Below are 19,212 nucleotides of genomic sequence, written 5' to 3' on the forward strand. Positions count from 1 at the left end.
AGCCCGATGAAGCTCCCCGCCATCAACCTTCCTGCCATTCCCATCGTGCCGACCGGCCGCGCGCTGGCGCTGCTGGCGCTGTTGGCGCCCATTGCGGTGATGATTGCAGCGACCGCTCCCAGCGCATGGATCGTGGCCCCGGCAGCGGCGGCGGCCATTCTGCTGGTCACGCTGATCGACGGCTGGCTGGCAGGATCGATGGCGAAGTTCGAATACTTCGTGCCCTCTGATATCGAAGTCGGCCAACCCACCGCAATCCGCGTCGATGCGGAGATCCTGCGCGATTCCGACGCCAAATTGCCCGAAGCCGCAATTGGCTTTGACCCGCGACTTGGCGAACACGGGATGACGGAGTTTACCCTCAAGCCGACCGGAAAATCGGGGCAATTCTCCGGTGAAGGCACGGTCCTTCCTGTACGGCGCGGGACAGGCGATCTGCACGATATGTGGCTGCGCTGGTCCGGGCCATTGGGCCTCGCCGTGCGGCAAAGCTATATTCCGCTAAGCGGCAGCATGCGCGTCTGGCCGGACCTCTCACCCGTGCGCTCTCCGGTACTGCAAACCTTCATGCGCGATGCGCAGTTCGGCCTCGTCGCGCGGCGCATCCGCGGCGAAGGCACCCAGTTTGAAGCGCTATCGGAATACGAGCCCGGCATGGATCGCCGTCGTATCGACTGGAAGGCCAGCGCGCGCCACACCGCGCTCTATGCCCGCGAGAACGAAAGCGAGCGCGACAATCAGGTCGTCTTCGCCTTCGATTGCGGACAGAACATGTGCGAGCCGGTGGACGGCATGCCGCGCATCGACCGCGCGGTGTCGGCGGCGCTCACCGCAAGCTATGTGGCGCTCAAAGGCGGCGACAAGGTGAGCCTGTTCGGTTTTGCCGACCAGCCGCAGCTGATGACGCCCTTCGTGACCGATACCCGCGCCTTCCATCGCCTTCAGAGTGCGGCAGCCGAGCTCGATTACGTTCCGCGAGAGCCCAATTTCACCCTTGCGCTTGCTACGCTAACCGCGCGTCTCAAACGCCGCTCGCTCATAGTGCTGTTCTCCGACTTTGCCGATCCGACATCGGCGGAAATGATGGTCGAGAGCGTCGAGCGGCTGGTGCGCCATCACCTCGTCATCTTCGTCACGCTAGTCGATACCGAGCTGGAAGACCTCGCCTCGCGTGAGCCTGACTCCATGGGCGATATCGCCGTCGCGGTGAGCGCCGATGCACTCGCTCACCAGCGCGCGATCGTGCTGCAACGGCTGCGCCGTCTGGGCGTCAACGTAATCGAGGCTCCGCATGACAAGATCGGCTATCAGTTGATCGACCTGTACCTCGAAACCAAGCGAGCGGAGGCAATCGGCTGATGGCGCTTTCCCTGTTCCGCAGCAATGAAATCACGCCGCCCGCCGATATCGAGAAGGCTAGCCTGCGGTCGGACAAGTTCCGGCTGGAGCGCGAGGTCGACTGGCAGCGGCTCGAACAGATTGTCACTGCGCTGGAAAAAGGCCGCCCTGGCCGCATCAGTGACGATGATCTACTCGAATTGCCCGTTCTCTATCGCAAGACCGCATCGAGCCTCGCAGTGGCGCGGGAAACCTCGCTCGATGCCGCAACGCTCGACTATCTCGAAGCACTGGTGCGGCGCGCATGGTTCCAGATTTACGGTCCGCGCACCGGACTGTTTGGTTGGCTGCGGAGCTTCTTCGCTGGTGGATGGAGCCAGTCGGTGCGCGATATCTGGCTGGATATCTGTATCGCATTCGCTGTCATGGTAGCGGGCACCGTGGTCGGCTGGCTGCTCGTCGCGCGTGATCCCGACTGGTACTATTCGCTGATGCCTGCCGAACTGGCAGGTGGACGCGTCCCCGGTGCACCGCGCGAGGTGTTGCTGGAAAGCCTGGGGCACGATGGAGGGGGCGAAGGGCTGACGCTGTTCGCCGCCTCGCTGTTCTCGCACAATACCGGCGTTACCATCATGTACTTCGCGCTTGGCTTTGCCTTCGGCGTGCCGACTTTGCTGCTGCTGCTCTATTTCATGGCGACCATCGGCGCGATCTTGTGGGTGTTCTTTGATGCCGGCCTCGGCTGGGAATTCGTCGGCTGGCTCTCGATCCATGGGACGACCGAGCTGGGCGCGATCCTGCTGGGAAGCGCGGCGGGCCTGCATATCGGGCGAACGATGGCGTTCCCGGGCAATCGCTCCATCCTTGCCGCCATGCAGGATTCGGGTGTGCGCGCTGCGCAGGTGATGATGGGCTGCACGATCATGATGATCATCGCCGGCTTGATCGAAGGCTATGGCCGCCAGCTCATCACCGATACGACCGCGCGTTTCGCCATCGGCGGCTTCATGCTGGCGGTCTGGCTTGCCTATTTCATTCTGGTCCGTCGTCTACGGGAGCGTGACGCATGAGCGCGGCGATGAATTATATCCGCGGCGAGCCGGGCAAGCGGGACCGCATGCTGGTGACACCCGAAGGGCTGGCGCTGCCGCTGGTTGTGGGCAGCAAGGGCGCGCGCGCGGGAGCATTGCTGCTCGATCTCACCTTCATCACCATCGGGCTGATCGTGTTCTTCATCGTGCTGGGCTTTACCGGCGTCCAGCTGCTCGACCTGGGATCATCGGACGAGATCAATCCGGTGGTCGAATTCTTCTTCGTTATCCTCATCTTGTTCCTGTTCCTCGCAAGGTACGGATACTTTCTCTACTTCGAGCTTGGCCCCAAGGCCGCGACCCCCGGCAAACGCCTGCTCGGCTTGCGAGTGGCAGCGCGTGATGGCGGACGGCTGACAGCGGAAATGGTGATCGCGCGCAACCTGATGCGCGATGTCGAGGTGTTCATCCCACTGTTCTTCTGGCTAGGCGGTGGTCAGCAGGCGGGCATCGCCGGGTTCACGGCTTTCATCTGGATAATGATCTTCGTTTTGTTTCCGTTCTTTAACAAGGACGCGCTGCGCGCAGGCGACGTTGTTGCGGGCACGTGGGTTGTCGAAGCGAAGGCAGCCAAGCTGAAGGAAGCGATGTCGCTCGCCCCCGATCGTAGCAACGACTACCAGTTCGGGGAGGCAGAGCTGGCAGTCTATGGCGAACATGAGTTGCAGGTGCTGGAACGCGTTCTGCGGCAGGACCAGCCCGATGCGCTACGCGATGTTGCCGCGGCGATCACCTACAAGATCGGCTGGCAATTGGGCAACGGAGACGAGCGCGAGTTCCTGGAGGCTTTCTATGCCGCCCTACGCGCGCATCTGGAAAGCGGCATGCGTTTCGGGAAACGCAAGAAAGACAAGCACTCGTAAGCCTTTGTAAATTCTCCGGTAGGCGGGTTTCGCGCTGGTACCCGCGCATGTTACATTCTGCCCGTTCAACTTTCGGGGGAATAAAAACATGTCTATCGGAAACTACCAATTCGACCCCGACCTGGCGATGCAGATCGCGGAAAAGGTCGGAGTCGCTCTTCTCATTCTTGTCATCACCTGGCTGCTGGCCAAGGCCGCCAAATGGGCTGCTGCAAAGGTGGTGGATGCCGTTCCGCTGTTGCAGCGGGAAACGGGCAGCGGCCAGAGCGTGGGCCTGTCGATCGGCAAGATCGTGTCGCTGCTCATCTGGCTGTTCGGCTTGCTAGGCATCCTTCAGGTGCTTGGCCTTAATGCCGTTGCAGGGCCTATTGACGAGCTGCTCAACAACATCATGGGCTTTGTTCCGAACCTGATTGGCGCAGGGATTCTCGCCTATGTCGGTTTCATGATCGCAAGCATCGTGCGCGACCTTGTCACTACGACGGCACAGACGCTCAATGTCGATCGGTTCGCCAACATGGCAAGCAACGGCAATGTCGAGGAAGTCACAGGCAGCACCGCAATCAGCAAAACGCTGGGGACGATCGCCTATATCTTCATCGCCATCCCGGTCGCCATCGGTGCGCTGGGCGTGCTGAACATTGCGGCGATCTCCGGTCCGGCGACCGACATGCTGGACATGATCCTTGCTGCCATTCCGCGGATCATCGCGGCAGCCGTTCTGCTCGGCCTCGGTTATGTCATCAGCAAGTTCATTGTTGGCCTGCTGACCGAACTGCTCGAAGGTTTCGGAGTAGACCGCACCATTGCGGCGACCGGCCTGACGGGTGACGATACCAAGGCATCCGCAATCATCGCCCGCGTCGTGCAGATTGCGATCCTGTTGTTCTTCGCCATCGCGGCAACCCGCCTGCTGGGCTTCCCAGAACTGACCGGCATCCTCAACGAGGTGCTGGCGCTTGGCGGCAGCGTAGTCTTCGCCGCGGTTGTGATTGGCGCAGGCTTCCTGATTGCCAACGTGCTTGGAAAGCTAATCGACGGGACCGCAGGAACCATCGTGCGGTGGGCAACCATCATTATCTTCACCTTCATGGGGCTGAGCTACACCGGTGTGGGCGAAATGATTCCCGAAACCGCGTTCAGTGCGCTGGTGATTGGTATCGCTGTTGCGGGCGCCTTGGCCTTCGGTCTTGGTGGCCGCGAATGGGCTGCTCGCAAGCTGGAAGAGTGGGACCGCAAGTAAGCTTCGCGCTTCACCCCAGACGGTGAAAAGAGTAGGGGCGCAGGGTTATGATCCTGCGCCCCGCTTCTTTGGCAGATGCCGCACCGCTCGCCCAGCTTGGGCGTGATAGTTTTTGCGCCAAGTTCGCGCACCTTTATGATCCGGCTGACCTCAAGGCGTTTCTGGACGAGGTCTATTCGGAGGAAGCCGTTGCCGAAGAGATCGCCGACCCTCTCCTGACCCATCGCCTGGCTGTGGAGGAAGATAACGGTGCGCTTCTGGGATTCATCAAGCTGAAGGACCCGAGCGGTTACGCAGACTATTCCGATGCGCAAAAGCCGATCGCCCTGCAACAGCTTTATTGCGACCCCGATCGCACCGGCGAAGGCATCGGTGCCGTACTCACCGATTGGGCGCTGGCCGAAGCCCGCACGCGCGGTTGCGATGCAATGCAGCTCTCTGTCTATTCGGACAATCCCGGCGCGCAGCGGTTCTACCAACGTTACGGGTTCATCAAGATTGCCGACATTTTCTTCATGGTCGGCAAGCACCGCGACGATGAATATCTCTTTGAATTGCGGCTCTAACGACCATTTCCGGCAAAAACGGGGTTAAGCTGACTTTAGGGCTTTTCCGCCATAGAGACGGCGATGGCACAAGCTGTACCCCAATTGCCCGATTTCGAGGCACCGGTTGCCCCGCTCCCAGACGAGCTGGTGCACAATGACGGTATCGAACGCATTCTGCAGTCCGTTCGCGGACATCTGGGCGTCGAGATCGCCTTTGTTTCCCGCTATGTCGAGGGCGAAGAGCGCGAGCTGACACATGTCAGCACCGATCTGGAATTGCCGATGGGCGCGGGTTTCCGTGAGCCGCGTGAGGCCGGATATTGCTGGCACATCCTCAATGGCCGCCTGCCCGAACTAATCCAGGATCCGGCAGATTTTCCTTTCACCAAAGAGCTGGCGATTACCGATTTTCTGCCCGTTGGCTGCCACGTGAACACCCCTCTGCGTCTGTCCGACGGCACCGTGTGGGGCAGCTTTTGCGCGCTGGGTCGCACGCCTGACCGCACGCTGACAGAGCGGGATCTCAACGTACTCAAAAGCTTCGCCGGCCTCGCCGCCGAACGCATCGAGAGCGCGCTGGAAAGCGATATCCTCTTGGAAGAGGCGCGCAAACGCGTCGAATCCATGCTTGACGGGCACGGTGTTTCCACCTTCCAGCAACCGATTATCTCGTTCGAGACCGGTCTGCCGGTGGGCGTCGAATGCCTTTCGCGCTTCCCGGATCTGACCAAGCGCGGCCCCGATGCGTGGTTCGAGGATGCCGAGCTGGTGGGACTGGGACAGGAGCTCGAACTCACTGCGGTCCGCTGCGCGCTGGAATCGCTCTCCCACATTCCGGAAGGTCTCTACGCCACCATCAATGTCTCCCCGCAAACGGTTGCATCGGGCAAGGTCCGTGAACTGCTGGAGGCATCGGACGCGAAGAACCTCGTCGTCGAGATTACCGAGCATTGCCAGGTCGATGACTTTGAAGAGCTGGCCCGCGAAATCGCTGCGCTCAAACCCCACACAAAAATTGCCATTGATGATGTCGGCACCGGCTATGCAGGCCTGCGCCATATTGTCGATCTGCAGCCGGATATCCTCAAGATGGATATGGTTCTGACGCGCGGTATCGAAGCCGATCCTGCCCGCAAGGCGATGACCGCAGCGCTTGTCCAGCTGGCCAAGGAAATCGGCTGCACCGTCGTTGCCGAGGGTATCGAGACCAAGGATGAAGCGCGGGCGATGAAGAAACTCGGCGTCGATTGCGGCCAGGGCTATCTCTATTCGCGTCCGCTACCGGTGGTCGCGGCGCAGCAATTCCTGCTCAATCCTGAAGCCACACACTAATCGCCTTAGAGCTCTAATGCTCGTCCGGATCTGACATGGCGCGCTGCTGCTCGCGCGTCATTTCCTGCGCAGCATAGATATCGCCAGCCTCCACCTGCACGTTCATCCGGTCGGAATCGAACTTGCGGTACTTGTCTTCTGCTCGGGCAATTTCGCCTTCGCTCACGCCAAGCTTTTCGAGCGCCATCAGCGCCATGCGAATGGCGGATTCGAACACTTCGCGTACGACATATTCGGCAGGCGTATTCGCCAGCTCGATTACCGATCTCCGGTCAAACCCGCGGACGTAGACCAGTGCATCGGGAAAGGCATCGTGCACGGATTCGATCAGGCCAGCCTCGGGCGCTTCATCGATGCAGAACATGATCAACTGTGCTTCGGCCCCGCCCGCCTGCCGCAGCAAGTCCATGCGCGTGCCATCGCCGTAGTAGACCTTGCTGCCGAACTCCTCCGCGATGTCGATCTGCTCGGCCTTGCGGTCGATTGCGGTGACAGAAAGCCCCGCCGAACGCAGCATCTGCGAAACGCTCTGGCCGAACCGGCCATAGCCGACCACAACCGCGCTGGCCGCCTGATCGCTGGGCGCCTCGCGCTCCTCCTCCGCGCCCTTCGGCTCCTCCCGGATGCGCCGGGTCGCCATCATCAGGAATGGAGTTGCAGCCATGGAAAGCGTGACAACAGCTCCAAAAATACTCGCCGATGATTGCTCGATGAGCAATGCTGCTTGCGCCTGCGTATAGAGTACGAAGGCGAATTCACCGCCCTGACTAAGCAATAAGCCAAGCGCGAGTGCACCGCGCCAGGTCATACCCACCAGCTTGCCCAGGCCAAAGATAATCGCAGTTTTCACCGCGATAAGCAGCACGGCAAAGCCGACCACGAAGAACGGCCGCTCTGCCACCGCATTAAGGTCGAGAAGCATGCCAACAGAAACGAAGAAAAGGCCGAGAAGGATCGAGCGGAACGGCTCGATATCGGCCTCCAGCTCGTGCCGGTAAGGCGTATCGGCAAGCATTACACCTGCAATGAATGCGCCCAGCGCCGCCGACAGTCCAAGTGCCTGCATCAGTGCCGCACTCGCGACGACGGTGAACAGCGCAGCGACGATAAACAGCTCGCGCTCGCCCAGCCCTCCGATCAGGCGGAAGAGCGGGCGGATCAACAGTCGACCGGCAAGGACGAGACCGATGATCGCACCGGCCGCCATCAATGCCAGTACCCAGCCAGCAGGGCCTTCCTGCGCTGCGGGATTGCGGCTCATCGCGGCAACGATGGTGATCAGCGGGATAATGGAGAGATCCTGGAACAGCAGGATCGAGAAAGCGCGTTCACCAAACGGCGTACGCAACCGGCCCGCCGATTGCAGCATGGGCAACACCTGCGCGGTCGAGCTGAGGCCGAGCGGCAGACCAATCGCCAAGGCCGCCTCCAGCGTATAGCCGGTCAGCGCGAGGATCGTTGCCGTTACTGCCAGACCGCAAGCGGTCACCTGAGCAAGACCCAGCCCGAAAATCGCCGACTTCATGCGCCAGAGCCGCTGCGGGCTCAGTTCCAGACCGACCACAAACAACAGCATGACAATGCCCAGTTCAGCGACGACAGCCATCTGCTCTGCACCGGCGACAAGGCCGAAGACTTGCGGACCCAGCAGGGCCCCAGCGACAAGGTATCCCAGCGTCGCCCCCAGCCCCGCACGACGGAAGATCAGCACCGAAACAAGCGCAAATCCTAAGATCAGCAGCGTGTCGCGCAGATCCATTCCATGAGCGTGTTCCAAAGTGCTTCCCCTGATTGCCGAGTGCGTTACCAAGGCTCCATGCCGCAATTCGGCGGCGCTGTCATTGCCCCTTCACCTTGCGCAGACTATATGCGCGCCATGTCTTCTGTTCGTCCTTGGCGCGACATTGAACGTCGCCAGTCCCGCCAGATCATGGTGGGCAATGTTCCTGTCGGCGGTGGTGCTCCCATCACCGTGCAAACCATGACCAACACGCCAACCGAAGATGTTGGCGCGACCATCGACCAGATCCGCCGGTGCGAGGATGTTGGCGCAGACATTATCCGCGTGTCCTGCCCCACGGCAGAGGCGACCGAGAACTTCGACCAGATCACCAGGGCCGCCAATGTCCCCATCGTGGCGGACATCCATTTCCACTACAAACGTGCGCTCGAAGCGGCCGACAAGGGCGCGGCCTGTCTGCGCATCAATCCGGGCAATATCGGGTCATCTGATCGCGTGGCCGAGGTTGTCCGCGCGGCGAAGGCCAATGGCTGCGCGATCCGCATCGGTGTGAACGCTGGCAGCCTCGAAAAAGATCTGCTCGAAAAGTATGGCGAGCCCTGCCCCGAAGCCCTGATCGAAAGCGCGCTCGATCATATCAAGCTGCTGCAAGATCACGACTTCCACGAATTCAAGGTGGCGGTGAAGGCCAGCGACGTATTCCTCGCAGTGGCAGCTTATCATGGCCTTGCTGAAACGGTCGATTGTCCGCTGCACCTTGGCATTACCGAGGCGGGCGGACTGATCGGCGGCACAGTGAAGAGCTCAATTGGTATGGGCTCGTTGCTGTGGGCGGGTATCGGTGACACGATCCGTGTCTCGCTTTCCGCAGAGCCCGAGCAGGAGGTCAAAGTCGGCTTCGAAATGCTGAAAGCACTCGGCCTGCGCACGCGCGGCGTTCGTGTTGTTTCATGCCCCAGCTGCTCGCGGCAGGGTTTCGACGTGATCCGCACCGTGGAAGCACTCGAAGCGCGGCTCGAGCATATCAAGACGCCGATGAGCCTTTCGGTCCTCGGCTGCGTGGTCAACGGCCCCGGCGAAGCGCGTGAGACGGACATCGGCATCACCGGCGGCGGCAATGGCAAACACATGGTCTATCTTTCGGGACTGACCGATCATCACGTGCAGAGCGAAGACATGCTCGATCATGTGGTGAAACTGGTCGAGGAGAAAGCGGCGGCCATTGAAGCTGGCACCGCGACTGCTTTCGATCCACATGCGGAGGCGGCAGAATGATGAAACCAGCAATCATCACCATGATCGGAATGAGCGTCGCGCTGTCGGGCTGTGTCGCCATTTCGGTGTCGGACAACAGTGCTTCCACTACTGAAGCAGCGGCCGACCACCACGACTATCCCGAAGCGCGATCCTACGCCGTTTCGGATGACCCGATGGCCGAAGTCGACGCCGCCCTCGCCCGCGCGGCAGAGCTCGATACGCGGCTGCTGCTCGTCATGGGTGCCAACTGGTGCCACGACAGCCGCGCGCTCGCCGGATGGCTGGGAACCGAGCGTTTCCAGGCACTGGTTGAAGGGCATTACGAGCTGGTTTTCGTCAACGTAGGTCTCCCCCAATCAGGCGACGGGCACAATCTGGAGATCGGGCAACGGTTCGGCCACGAGCAGGAAGGCACGCCGAATGTGCTGGTCGTCACTCCGGAAGGCATGCTCGTTAATGGCGACACGGCGAGCACATGGCGCAACAGCGCCAGCCGCAGCGAGGATGCTATTTACGAAGAGCTCAACGAACTCGCCCATCGTCCAGCGGGTATCGAGCCGGTCGAGGGTATCGAGATTGCTGCCGAGTAGCGCATCGCGAAGGCATGCTCCACGTCGTCCACCACGCTGACTACATGGCTCCAAAGCCGGAGCGCGGCACCTTCAAGTTCGACAAATACTATCTTGTCATGGAAGCGCTGCGGACGAGCGGCTTCGCTGTGACCGAGCATGCCCCCGAACCTTCCCCTCGCGGATGGCTCGAAGCGGTCCATTGTCCGGACTATGTCGAACAGGTCTTCACCGCCTCTGTCCCGCGGGAGAAGGAACGGCGGATCGGCTTTCCCGTGACGCCGCACATCGCCAGCCGCGTGAGGCATACCAACGGCGGCACGTGGCTCGCGGCGATGCTCGCGAAAGAGCACGGCTATGCCGCCAATTCGGCTGCCGGAAGCCACCATGCGCTGCACGATACAGGCGCAGGCTATTGCGTGTTCAATGACCTTGCTGTCACCGCCAATCGCTTGATTGCCAGTGGAGAAGCGAAGCGCGTGCTGATTATCGACCTCGACGTGCATCAGGGTGACGGGACGGCGAGCCTGCTGGCAGGGCGCGAGGATGTTTTTACCCTGTCGTTCCATGCGGAAAAGAACTTCCCGGCGCGCAAGGCCCGCTCGACGCTCGATGTCGCCCTGCAGGACAAGATCGGTGACGAAGCATATCTGGCCGAGCTGGAGCGGCATATTCCCGCCGTTCTCAGCGCGTTCGCGCCTGATTTCGTGCTCTATCAGGCAGGCGTTGACCCGCATGGCGATGACAAGCTCGGGCGGCTCTCACTGAGCGATGAAGGACTGATCAACCGTGACCGTTATGTGCTTGAACAGGTGCGCCTTCTCGGCCTCCCCATAGCCAGCGCGCTTGGCGGTGGATATGGGGAGGACCAATGCGAAGTCGCAGCTCGGCACGCAAGATCCATGCTCGCAATGGCCTTCCCTGACACCGAACCGGAAGACCTCATCGCCGCCACATCCGTCTTTACCGGGGTTTAAGGCCCTTCGCCTAAGCTGGCGTGCGATGGATATGCGTATTCCCCTTGCCTGCGTGCTTCTTGCCGGAGGCCTCGTCGGCCTTGCCTGGCCCGTGATCAGCAATGATCCGGCCACAGGCGATACCCTTGCTGCGGGCTCCGACGACAAGGACGGCATGGATGCCGCCCAGCTCGCTTCGCTCAGCAGTACCTCGGAGCCGGTCTCCTGGGCAGAGGACGTAGCGCTCGACCGCGAGCCGGACGGGCATTTTTACGCGGACGTAAGCGTCGATGGTGTTTCCAGCCGCATGCTCGTCGATACCGGGGCCAGTGTGATTGCGCTTACTGGAGAGGACGCGATGGCGATAGGCCTTTTCTGGGATGACAGCGAAGTCGGCCCGGTTGCCCAAGGCGCCAATGGCACGGTCTATGGCGTGCACACCAGGCTGCGCAACGTGCGCCTCGGTAACTTCGAAGCGAGCGATGTTGAGGCGATGATCATTCCCGAAGGTCTCGGCATTTCGCTGCTCGGCCAATCGTTCCTTTCCACGATCAACTCGGTGGAGATCGCCGACAACCAGATGGTGCTGGCGAACCAACAACAATGAACATGAACTCTCTCCTCCCCCGCCGCTGGCGCGCCAAGAAAGAGGCGAACGCCCATGCCGAGGCGATTCAGGGCATTCTGAACACCCCGCCCATCGTGCCCAAGCAGGATGGCGTGGTGCTATTCTCCATGATCGGCACGGCGGTATTGCTGCCTTATCTGGTCGCGGTGAAGAGCCTGTGGAACGAGCTGCAGCGCGGCCGCATTGCAATCCTTGATGATGGCACCCTGACCGCACAGGACCGCGCAATCCTTGCCCACCACTGCGGCGATCCGGAAATCATGCGCATTTCCGATGTCGTGCTGAACGAATTTCCCGCTGGCGGCACATGGGAGCGTTTGCTCACCATTCTTGACCGGCGTTCGGGCGAATACTGGATCCAGTTGGATAGTGACACGGTGACCATCGGGCCTGTGCCCGAGATCGCCGATGCTATCGCGCGAAATCGTAGCTTCGTTTTCCTTGGTGGAGAGGACGCTTCAATGGGCCCGCTGCCGCTCAAGGAGTTTCGCGAACACTTCTACCCTGAGGGCGAGGCTGAAGGGCATGTGCAAACCCGCATCGAATCCCGCCTCGACCGCGTCGATGGATCGCGCGGATGGAAATACGTGCGCGGCTGTTCGGGTTTTGCCGGCTTTGCCGCGATGGGCGCAGGCCGTCCGTTGGCTTCTGCTTTTCTCACCGAGATGAAGGGCATGATCGGTGAGGACGATGTGACCATCTGGGGCACCGAACAGGTCACTTCGAACTTCCAGCTCGCCAACGAGCGCGAGCCTGCTGTGCTGCCCTACGATCGCTATATGAATTACTGGAACGAAGCGTGGGGTGATGACACCGCCTTTGTCCACTTTGTCGGCACGCATCGCCACGATAACGGCGCCTATATTGACGCGAGCATTGCCGCGATTGATCGCATAAACGGCTCCTGATCCGCCGCTGCATATGGACAAGGTTCATCAAGCATGCGCAATAGTGCCGGAATGAACCGCCGTCAGCTTCTCACCTCCGGTATTGCCGCCAGTGCTGCGATTGCGACGCCTACTCGCGTTTTTGCGCAGGCCGGGCCTGATGCACGCACGCGGCGCCTGCTTGAAATCGCCCGGCGCGAAGTCGAGCGCAATGCTGCCGCCTTGTGGCATAGCGACGTGGTGGGCATCGCCGACTTCGGCCTGCATTCCAGCTTGCCACGTTTCCATTTCGTAGACCTTATCGCAGGCCGCGTGAACAGCGCGCTCGTCTCGCACGGCAGCGGGTCAGACCCCGAGCACGATGGATGGCTCAACGAGTACTCCAACCTTCACGACAGCTGGGCGACCAGCCGCGGCGCCTACATCACGTGGGAATGGTACGAAGGACGCTATGGCACCTCGGTGCGCATGGGCGGGCTGGACGAGACCAATTCCAATGCCCTTCCACGCGCCATCGTTCTTCATGCTGCAGACTATGCCACGCCCGCACACGTCGAGCGCTGGGGACGACTTGGCCGATCAAACGGTTGTCCGGCATTCGGCACCGAGACTTTTCCCGAAGTGCTCTATCGCCTGTCCGGTGGCAGACTGATCTTTGCTGATACGCTCGGCATTGGAGGTGACGGCGAAGACGTGGCCATGCCCGAGCAAGCGCCGGTCGACTTCGAAACGGCAATTGCCGAGCGGAGAGCGCGTAACGCGCCGCCCGAAGAAGAGCCAAGCGAAGATACGCTGGCCCAAATCTACGCCGAGGCCAATCCGGGCCTGGCACCCGAAAGCGACTGATCAGCTCGCAGTGGTGCGAGCGTCCTCTACGATCTCGATCACTTCCTCACTCGTCGCGCGGGCACGGTTGCCTTGGCGTGGCTCGTCAAGCGAAGCGAGCACAGGGGCATCGCGGCCATAAATGTCTTCATAGCTGCGCAGATTGCCCTCTGAATCGAGGCCCATCGTGAAATAGGTGATGTAGACCGGCATGGTCCGCTGCACCGGCACGCGCGTGTAGTCGCCGCTCACGTGGATATCGACGGCTTCCTGCCGCGTCGCCCCGCCGCCAAGGATCGCCACGGTCATCGCCAGCTCAAGCGCTCGTTCCACACGAATACAGCCGTGGCTGCGCGCGCGGTTGCTGCTGTCGAACAGGTGACGCTGCGGCGTATCGTGCAGGAAAATCGCATGCGCATTGGGCATGTCGAGCTTCATTTCGCCTAGCGAGTTGGTCGGGCCCGGTTGTTGCACCACGCTGATCCAGCCATTGGCGCCGCGCGTGGCGGTGTAGCCCTGCGAGCGCGCCCACTGCGGGTTGTTGAGCACGCGGTTGCCCAGCCCTTCCCCGCGCACAATGCTCTGCGGCACTGTCCAGGTCGGGTTGAAGACGACGCCTTCGACCGTTTCTGCCAGCTGCGGCGTTGCGGTGCGGCCCGGGGCGCCGACAATCGTGCGGTAGGTGCTGATGATACGGTCATTGACCATCAGGCGCAGCTGATATTCGGGCACGTTGGTGATCAGGTATTGGCCGCCCAAGTCACGCGGCAGCCAGCGCCAGCGATCCATATTCGCGCGGATGATCCGGCGGCGATCGGTTGCTTCTTCCGGCGTATTCGCCAGCGCTTCGCGCAAGGCAGCGTAGTCAGCATGGTCAGGCGCGAGCGACGCGACAACACCGGCCACATCGCCGTTTTCCAGCGCTTCGGTCATCAGCGATCCGGTTGGCATCAGATCGGGATCAGGATCGACCACGAACCACTGACGACGCGATTCCATTGGCGTGCGGCCATCACGCAGGTCTTCCACGAGCCATACAAAAACACCACTGGCGCGAATGTTAAGGGCGGTGCTTTCGCCATTGGCGATTTCTTCGCGCAGCAAGTCTGGACGGTAATCGGCGGGGTCGAGGCCTTCTGCACCGATACCCTCGATCACCGCGAGCAATGCGTTGGCATTATCGATCGACCAGTGCTGCACTGCTGCAAAGCGCGGGTCTTCCTGCACGATCTCGTTGCTTTGCAGCCCCGGCGTTGCCGTGACTTCGGCAGCATCATCGCTTTCCAAAATATCCTGCGCAAACAGTGTCTGCGCCATACCCGGCGCTGCCATGACCGCCACGGTGGCAAGTGCGCCGCTCAAACCGACGAAACGCATCAGAATCGAGTCCCCATTAACCATAATATCGACAGATAATGCCGATTTGCGCTTTTTGCTATGATTCAATGGCGCTTTCACGGGGCTGAACCGGTCGTAAAGACTGGTGACGGGGCGCGTATCGCCCCCTAAAGCAGCGGCTCATGGAACAGCCGCAACGCCTTATCCTGCCCTTTTTGGCAGCCATTGTGGCGGTAGGTTTCCTGTCGCTGATGGATGCGTTGATGAAAGGCTCTTCGCTGGCCACGGGTGTCTATACTGCCTCTCTGTTGCGCTCGCTGATCGCTGCCGCGATGGTCGCCCCGTTCTGGCTGGCGAGTGGTTTCGTATGGCCGCGCGGTCGCGTGATGCGGTTGCACCTTGAGCGCGGCATCGTCTCTGCAGTGATGGCGCTCAGTTTCTTCTACGCGCTGACCAAACTACCGATTGCAGAGGCCATCGCGATCAGTTTCGTCGCGCCGCTGATCGCGCTCTATCTGGCGCGGATCATGTTGGGAGAAACAATCCAGCGCAGTGCAATCTGGGCCTCTGTGATCGGGTTCGCCGGGACAATCGTGATCATCAGCGGTCGGCTTGGCCGCAGCGATTTTGACGAGGGCGTGGCGCTGGGGTTGCTCGCGCTGATCTTCTCGGCATTGCTTTATGCGTACAATTTCGTGGTCATCCGCCGCCAGTCGCAAGTCGCCGGGCCATTGGAGGTCGCCACCTTCCATTCGGGTGTCGGCGGACTGGTGCAATTGCTCGCCGCTCCGTTCTTCTTCGTGATGCCGGATACCGGAACGCTCGGTAACATCGGAGTTGCCGCATTCCTGACCGTGATCGCATCGATGGCGCTTGCCTGGGCATATGCGCGCGCCGAAGCACAGATGCTGGTGCCGGTGGAGTACACCGGCTTCCTCTGGGCGGCGCTGTTCGGTTGGCTGTTCTTCGAAGAGCAGGTGACGTTCACTACTATCGTGGGCGTTGTGCTGATTGTGATCGGATGCTGGATCGCCGCGCCACGACGCAAGCAGCCGGAAGAGCCAGTGCAGGCCGCCTAGGCGTCGGCACCTTCGCTCACGAGCACTTCTTCTTCGGGCACTTCATCGAACCAGTCGACGCTCTGCCAGATCAGCCCTGCAGCTGCGCCGAAGAAGGCTGCGGTCACCAGAGCCAACAGCATAAAGAACACGCCAAGCGGCGCTTTCTTCGGTGCCGGATTTCCAAGTGCCATTGCCTAAACTTTCCTTATCGAATGGTGTAACATTCTTGTTCAATTGGCCATTATTGGCCGTGCCACTTGACGATTAGCTGCCAAACGCGCAACTCGCCCCCAAACACGGCTTTCCCCTCGCGCGTGACGGCCGTTTTCGCAACACTTTTTACGAGGATCCATCCTTCATGACCCAGGTCGGCGCCAATTCGCTCGGAACCCGCAAGACACTCGACGTAAACGGTACGAGCTACGCCTATTATTCGCTCAAGGCTGCAGGTGAGAAATTCGGCGATGTTTCGCGTCTGCCGCACTCGATGAAGGTGCTGCTCGAAAACATGCTGCGTTTTGAAGACGAAGGCTTCACCGTCGGCGAAGAGCATGTGAAGGCGATTGTCGACTGGCAGAACAACCCGGCGACGGGTGACGAGATCCAGTACCGTCCGGCCCGCGTGCTGCTGCAGGATTTCACCGGCGTGCCTTGCGTGGTCGACCTGGCCGCGATGCGCGATGCCATCGGCAAGCTTGGCGGCGATACCGCGAAGATCAACCCGCAGGTTCCCGTGAACCTCGTGATCGACCACTCGGTCATGGTCGATGAATTCGGTCACCCGCAGGCCTTCGAGAAGAACATGGAGCTGGAATACCAGCGCAATGCCGAGCGTTATGACTTCCTGAAGTGGGGCGCAAAGAGCCTGCAGAACTTCTCCGCTGTGCCTCCGGGCACAGGCATTTGCCACCAGGTGAACCTGGAACACATCGGCAAGGGCGTGTGGTCGAGTGAAGACCAGAACGGCGAAACGGTCGCTTACCCCGATACCTGCGTCGGCACCGACAGCCACACTACCATGATCAACGGCCTTGGCGTGCTTGGCTGGGGCGTTGGCGGGATCGAGGCTGAAGCAGCAATGCTCGGCCAGCCGATTTCGATGCTGATCCCCGAAGTTGTCGGCTTCAAACTGACCGGCAAGATGGCCGAAGGCGTGACAGCTACCGACCTTGTGCTCACCTGCGTGCAGATGCTGCGCGAGCACGGTGTGGTCGGTCGCTTTGTAGAGTTCTACGGCGAAGGCGTCGCCAACCTCAGCCTTGCTGACCGTGCGACCATCGCCAACATGGCTCCTGAGTACGGCGCGACCTGCGGCTTCTTTGGCATAGATGACAAAACGCTCGATTATCTGCGTCTCACCGGTCGCCCGGAAGAGACCATCGCGCTGGTTGAAGCCTATGCGAAGGAACAGGGCATGTGGTTCTCCCCTTCGGATGAACCCGTGTTCTCGAGCACGCTCTCGCTCGACATGGCCGCTGTTGTGCCCAGCCTTGCTGGCCCGAAGCGCCCGCAGGACAAGGTTGCGCTCCCTGAAGTGGACGAGCTGTTCAATGGCGATCTCGCCAAGGTCTACTCCAAGTCTGCACCCGAGCGTGTGGCCGTCGAAGGCAAGGACCACGATGTTGGCGATGGCGACGTTGTGATCGCGGCCATCACCAGCTGCACCAACACCTCCAACCCCGACGTGCTGATCGCCGCCGGTCTCGTCGCCAAGAAGGCGCGTGAGAAAGGCCTTGCGCCCAAGCCTTGGGTGAAGACCTCGCTCGCACCTGGCTCGCAGGTGGTCACCGACTATCTCGAAAAGAGCGGCCTGCAGGACGATCTTGACGCGATCGGCTTCGACCTCGTCGGCTATGGCTGCACTACCTGCATCGGCAACTCGGGCCCGCTCGCCCCGCCGATCAGTGCGGCGATCAACAACAACGATATCGTTGCCGCATCGGTCCTGTCGGGCAACCGCAACTTCGAAGGCCGCGTTTCGCCGGACGTGCGTGCCAACTTCCTCGCCTCGCCGCCGCTCGTGGTCGCATACGCGCTGAAGGGCACGGTGACGCAGGACATCACCGAAACCCCGATCGGACAGGACCAGAACGGCAACAACGTGATGCTCGCCGACATCTGGCCGAGCAACCAGGAAATTGCCGAGCACCGCGCTGCCAATATCGACCGCTCGATGTTCGAAGCGCGCTATGCCGACGTATACAAGGGTGACGAGCACTGGCAGGCGATCAACGTCGAAGCCAGCGACACCTACAACTGGAACCCCGCCAGCACCTATGTCGCCAACCCGCCGTACTTTGACGGGATGGAAATGGAGCCGGCTCCGGTCACCGATATTGAGGGCGCAAAGCCGCTCGCGATCCTTGGCGACTCGGTTACCACGGACCACATCTCGCCTGCTGGCGCGATCAAGGAAGACTCACCCGCAGGCTCCTACCTTGTCAGCCATCAGGTGCCGAAGAAGGACTTCAACTCTTACGGCTCGCGCCGCGGCAACCATGAAGTCATGATGCGCGGCACATTCGCCAACATCCGCATCAAGAACGAAATGGTTCCGGGCGTCGAAGGCGGCGAAACCGTCTACAATGGCGAGCAGATGCCGATTTACGACGCGGCAATGAAGCACAAGGCGGATGGCACTCCGCTCGTCGTCATCGGTGGCAAGGAATACGGCACGGGCTCGAGCCGTGACTGGGCCGCGAAGGGCACCATCCTGCTCGGCGTGCGTGCCGTTATCGTGGAAAGCTACGAGCGTATTCACCGCTCCAACCTGATCGGCATGGGCGTGCTTCCGCTACAGTTCAAGGATGGCGATACTCGCGATACGCTGGAGCTGACCGGCGATTGCACGTTCACCGTGAAGGGCCTTGGCGATCTAACCCCGCGTCAGGATGTCGAAGTCGAAGTGACCCGCGCCGATGGCACGACCTTCACCTTCACCGCGCTGTGCCGCATCGATACCGCCAACGAGCTTGAGTACTACAAGAACGGCGGCATCCTGCACTACGTACTGCGCAAGCTGGCTTCGTAACAATGCGCGCTGTTATCGCCATCGCTCCGCTTGCTCTGCTTGCCGCGTGTTCGGGAGAGAACGTCCCGGGCGCGCCCGTGCTGGCTGTCGTGGAACAGAGCGATGGCGGCAGCGTGGCACAGGCTGCGGCAGTCGAAACCCTCGACGCGATCGAGCTGATGGGCCTTATCGAACACGGCGAAGTTGTGCTTGTAGACGTCCGCACTCCGGCCGAATTTGGCGAAGGCCGCCTGCCCGGCTCGCTCAACGCTCCAGTCGAGACCTTCGATCCGGCAAGCATCCCGATGGAAGCTGAGCGTGAGACGATCCTCTACTGCCGTTCCGCCGGCCGTTCCGCACGCGCCGCGCAGATGCTGGCAGAGCATAGCGGTGGCACTGTGCGCCACCTCGAAGGCGGTATTATCGCGTGGGGGGAAGCAGGCGGCGAAGTGATCACATCGCCGGAGAGCTGACGCTTCTACGAATAGCATTCGCAAACAATAAGGGCGGCCTCTCTTTCGAGGG

Annotated in this window: 18 protein-coding genes; 15 read left to right on the top strand and 3 right to left on the bottom strand. The window is 61.0% G+C overall.

Annotated features, from left to right (window positions below; all coding sequences use genetic code 11):
- Positions 1-6: 6 nt before the first annotated feature.
- The 6 genes from OOZ52_RS05530 (at position 7) to OOZ52_RS05555 (ending at position 6,415) form a co-directional block, all read left to right on the top strand.
- Entirely contained in the window at positions 7-1,359 is a 1,353-nt protein-coding gene (locus tag OOZ52_RS05530) for a DUF58 domain-containing protein (protein WP_274697505.1), read from the top strand.
- The gene (locus OOZ52_RS05535) at positions 1,359-2,408 is read left to right on the top strand and encodes a stage II sporulation protein M (RefSeq protein WP_274697506.1); all 1,050 of its coding nucleotides are present in this window, start codon (positions 1,359-1,361) and stop codon (positions 2,406-2,408) included. Before OOZ52_RS05530 ends, OOZ52_RS05535 begins: the two co-directional genes overlap by 1 nt.
- 8 nt (positions 2,409-2,416) lie before the next feature.
- The gene (locus tag OOZ52_RS05540; RefSeq protein ID WP_274697507.1) at positions 2,417-3,292 is read left to right on the top strand and encodes an RDD family protein; all 876 of its coding nucleotides are present in this window, start codon (positions 2,417-2,419) and stop codon (positions 3,290-3,292) included.
- A gap of 88 nt (positions 3,293-3,380) precedes the next feature.
- Positions 3,381-4,535: a mechanosensitive ion channel gene (locus OOZ52_RS05545; RefSeq protein ID WP_274697508.1), complete on the top strand. Its 1,155-nt coding sequence runs from the start codon at positions 3,381-3,383 to the stop codon at positions 4,533-4,535.
- Between the two features lie 47 nt (positions 4,536-4,582).
- On the top strand, positions 4,583-5,101 hold the full coding sequence (locus OOZ52_RS05550; RefSeq protein WP_274697509.1) for a GNAT family N-acetyltransferase: 519 nt from the start codon (positions 4,583-4,585) through the stop codon (positions 5,099-5,101).
- A 63-nt stretch (positions 5,102-5,164) separates the two neighbouring features.
- Positions 5,165-6,415, top strand: coding sequence for a sensor domain-containing phosphodiesterase (locus OOZ52_RS05555; protein ID WP_274697510.1), 1,251 nt, complete (start codon positions 5,165-5,167; stop codon positions 6,413-6,415).
- Positions 6,416-6,428: 13 nt separating this feature from the next.
- Here OOZ52_RS05555 and OOZ52_RS05560 read toward each other — a convergent pair whose 3' ends face one another.
- Positions 6,429-8,174, bottom strand: coding sequence for a cation:proton antiporter domain-containing protein (locus OOZ52_RS05560; protein ID WP_274697511.1), 1,746 nt, complete (start codon positions 8,172-8,174; stop codon positions 6,429-6,431).
- A gap of 117 nt (positions 8,175-8,291) precedes the next feature.
- Between OOZ52_RS05560 and ispG the strand changes: the two genes are divergently transcribed.
- The 6 genes from ispG to OOZ52_RS05590 are packed head-to-tail and all read left to right on the top strand — an operon-like array spanning position 8,292 to position 13,299.
- Entirely contained in the window at positions 8,292-9,431 is a 1,140-nt protein-coding gene (gene ispG / locus OOZ52_RS05565) for a flavodoxin-dependent (E)-4-hydroxy-3-methylbut-2-enyl-diphosphate synthase (protein WP_274697512.1), read from the top strand.
- Positions 9,428-10,003 carry a thioredoxin family protein gene (locus tag OOZ52_RS05570; RefSeq protein WP_274697513.1) on the top strand — a complete coding sequence of 192 codons (576 nt, stop codon included), beginning with the start codon at positions 9,428-9,430 and terminating at the stop codon, positions 10,001-10,003. Before ispG ends, OOZ52_RS05570 begins: the two co-directional genes overlap by 4 nt.
- Positions 10,004-10,017: 14 nt before the next feature.
- A complete protein-coding gene (locus OOZ52_RS05575; protein WP_274697514.1) occupies positions 10,018-10,959 on the top strand; it encodes a histone deacetylase family protein in 942 nt (313 codons plus the stop codon).
- A 31-nt stretch (positions 10,960-10,990) separates the two neighbouring features.
- Positions 10,991-11,545 (top strand): retropepsin-like aspartic protease family protein, encoded by a 555-nt coding sequence (locus tag OOZ52_RS05580; protein ID WP_274697515.1) that lies wholly within the window; start codon positions 10,991-10,993, stop codon positions 11,543-11,545.
- A gap of 2 nt (positions 11,546-11,547) precedes the next feature.
- Positions 11,548-12,474, top strand: a complete 927-nt coding sequence (locus OOZ52_RS05585; protein ID WP_274697516.1) for a hypothetical protein — start codon at positions 11,548-11,550, stop codon at positions 12,472-12,474.
- A 51-nt stretch (positions 12,475-12,525) separates the two neighbouring features.
- Positions 12,526-13,299 (top strand): murein L,D-transpeptidase catalytic domain-containing protein, encoded by a 774-nt coding sequence (locus tag OOZ52_RS05590; RefSeq protein ID WP_274697517.1) that lies wholly within the window; start codon positions 12,526-12,528, stop codon positions 13,297-13,299.
- On the opposite strand, the gene OOZ52_RS05595 is transcribed toward OOZ52_RS05590, so the two are convergent.
- Positions 13,300-14,655 (bottom strand): L,D-transpeptidase family protein, encoded by a 1,356-nt coding sequence (locus tag OOZ52_RS05595; protein ID WP_274697518.1) that lies wholly within the window; start codon positions 14,653-14,655, stop codon positions 13,300-13,302. It lies immediately after the preceding gene.
- Positions 14,656-14,798: 143 nt separating this feature from the next.
- Between OOZ52_RS05595 and OOZ52_RS05600 the strand changes: the two genes are divergently transcribed.
- A complete protein-coding gene (locus OOZ52_RS05600; protein WP_274697519.1) occupies positions 14,799-15,695 on the top strand; it encodes a DMT family transporter in 897 nt (298 codons plus the stop codon).
- On the opposite strand, the gene OOZ52_RS05605 is transcribed toward OOZ52_RS05600, so the two are convergent.
- Complete coding sequence (locus tag OOZ52_RS05605; protein ID WP_274697520.1) at positions 15,692-15,868, bottom strand: hypothetical protein; 177 nt, start codon at positions 15,866-15,868, stop codon at positions 15,692-15,694. The two genes, OOZ52_RS05600 and OOZ52_RS05605, sit on opposite strands and share 4 nt — an antisense overlap.
- 167 nt (positions 15,869-16,035) lie before the next feature.
- Between OOZ52_RS05605 and acnA the strand changes: the two genes are divergently transcribed.
- Complete coding sequence (gene acnA, locus OOZ52_RS05610) at positions 16,036-18,708, top strand: aconitate hydratase AcnA (RefSeq protein WP_274697521.1); 2,673 nt, start codon at positions 16,036-16,038, stop codon at positions 18,706-18,708.
- Between the two features lie 2 nt (positions 18,709-18,710).
- Positions 18,711-19,160 (top strand): rhodanese-like domain-containing protein, encoded by a 450-nt coding sequence (locus tag OOZ52_RS05615; RefSeq protein WP_274697522.1) that lies wholly within the window; start codon positions 18,711-18,713, stop codon positions 19,158-19,160.
- Positions 19,161-19,212: the final 52 nt, after the last annotated feature.

Source organism: Aurantiacibacter sp. D1-12 (assembly GCF_028858515.1).
Taxonomy (GTDB): domain Bacteria; phylum Pseudomonadota; class Alphaproteobacteria; order Sphingomonadales; family Sphingomonadaceae; genus Alteraurantiacibacter.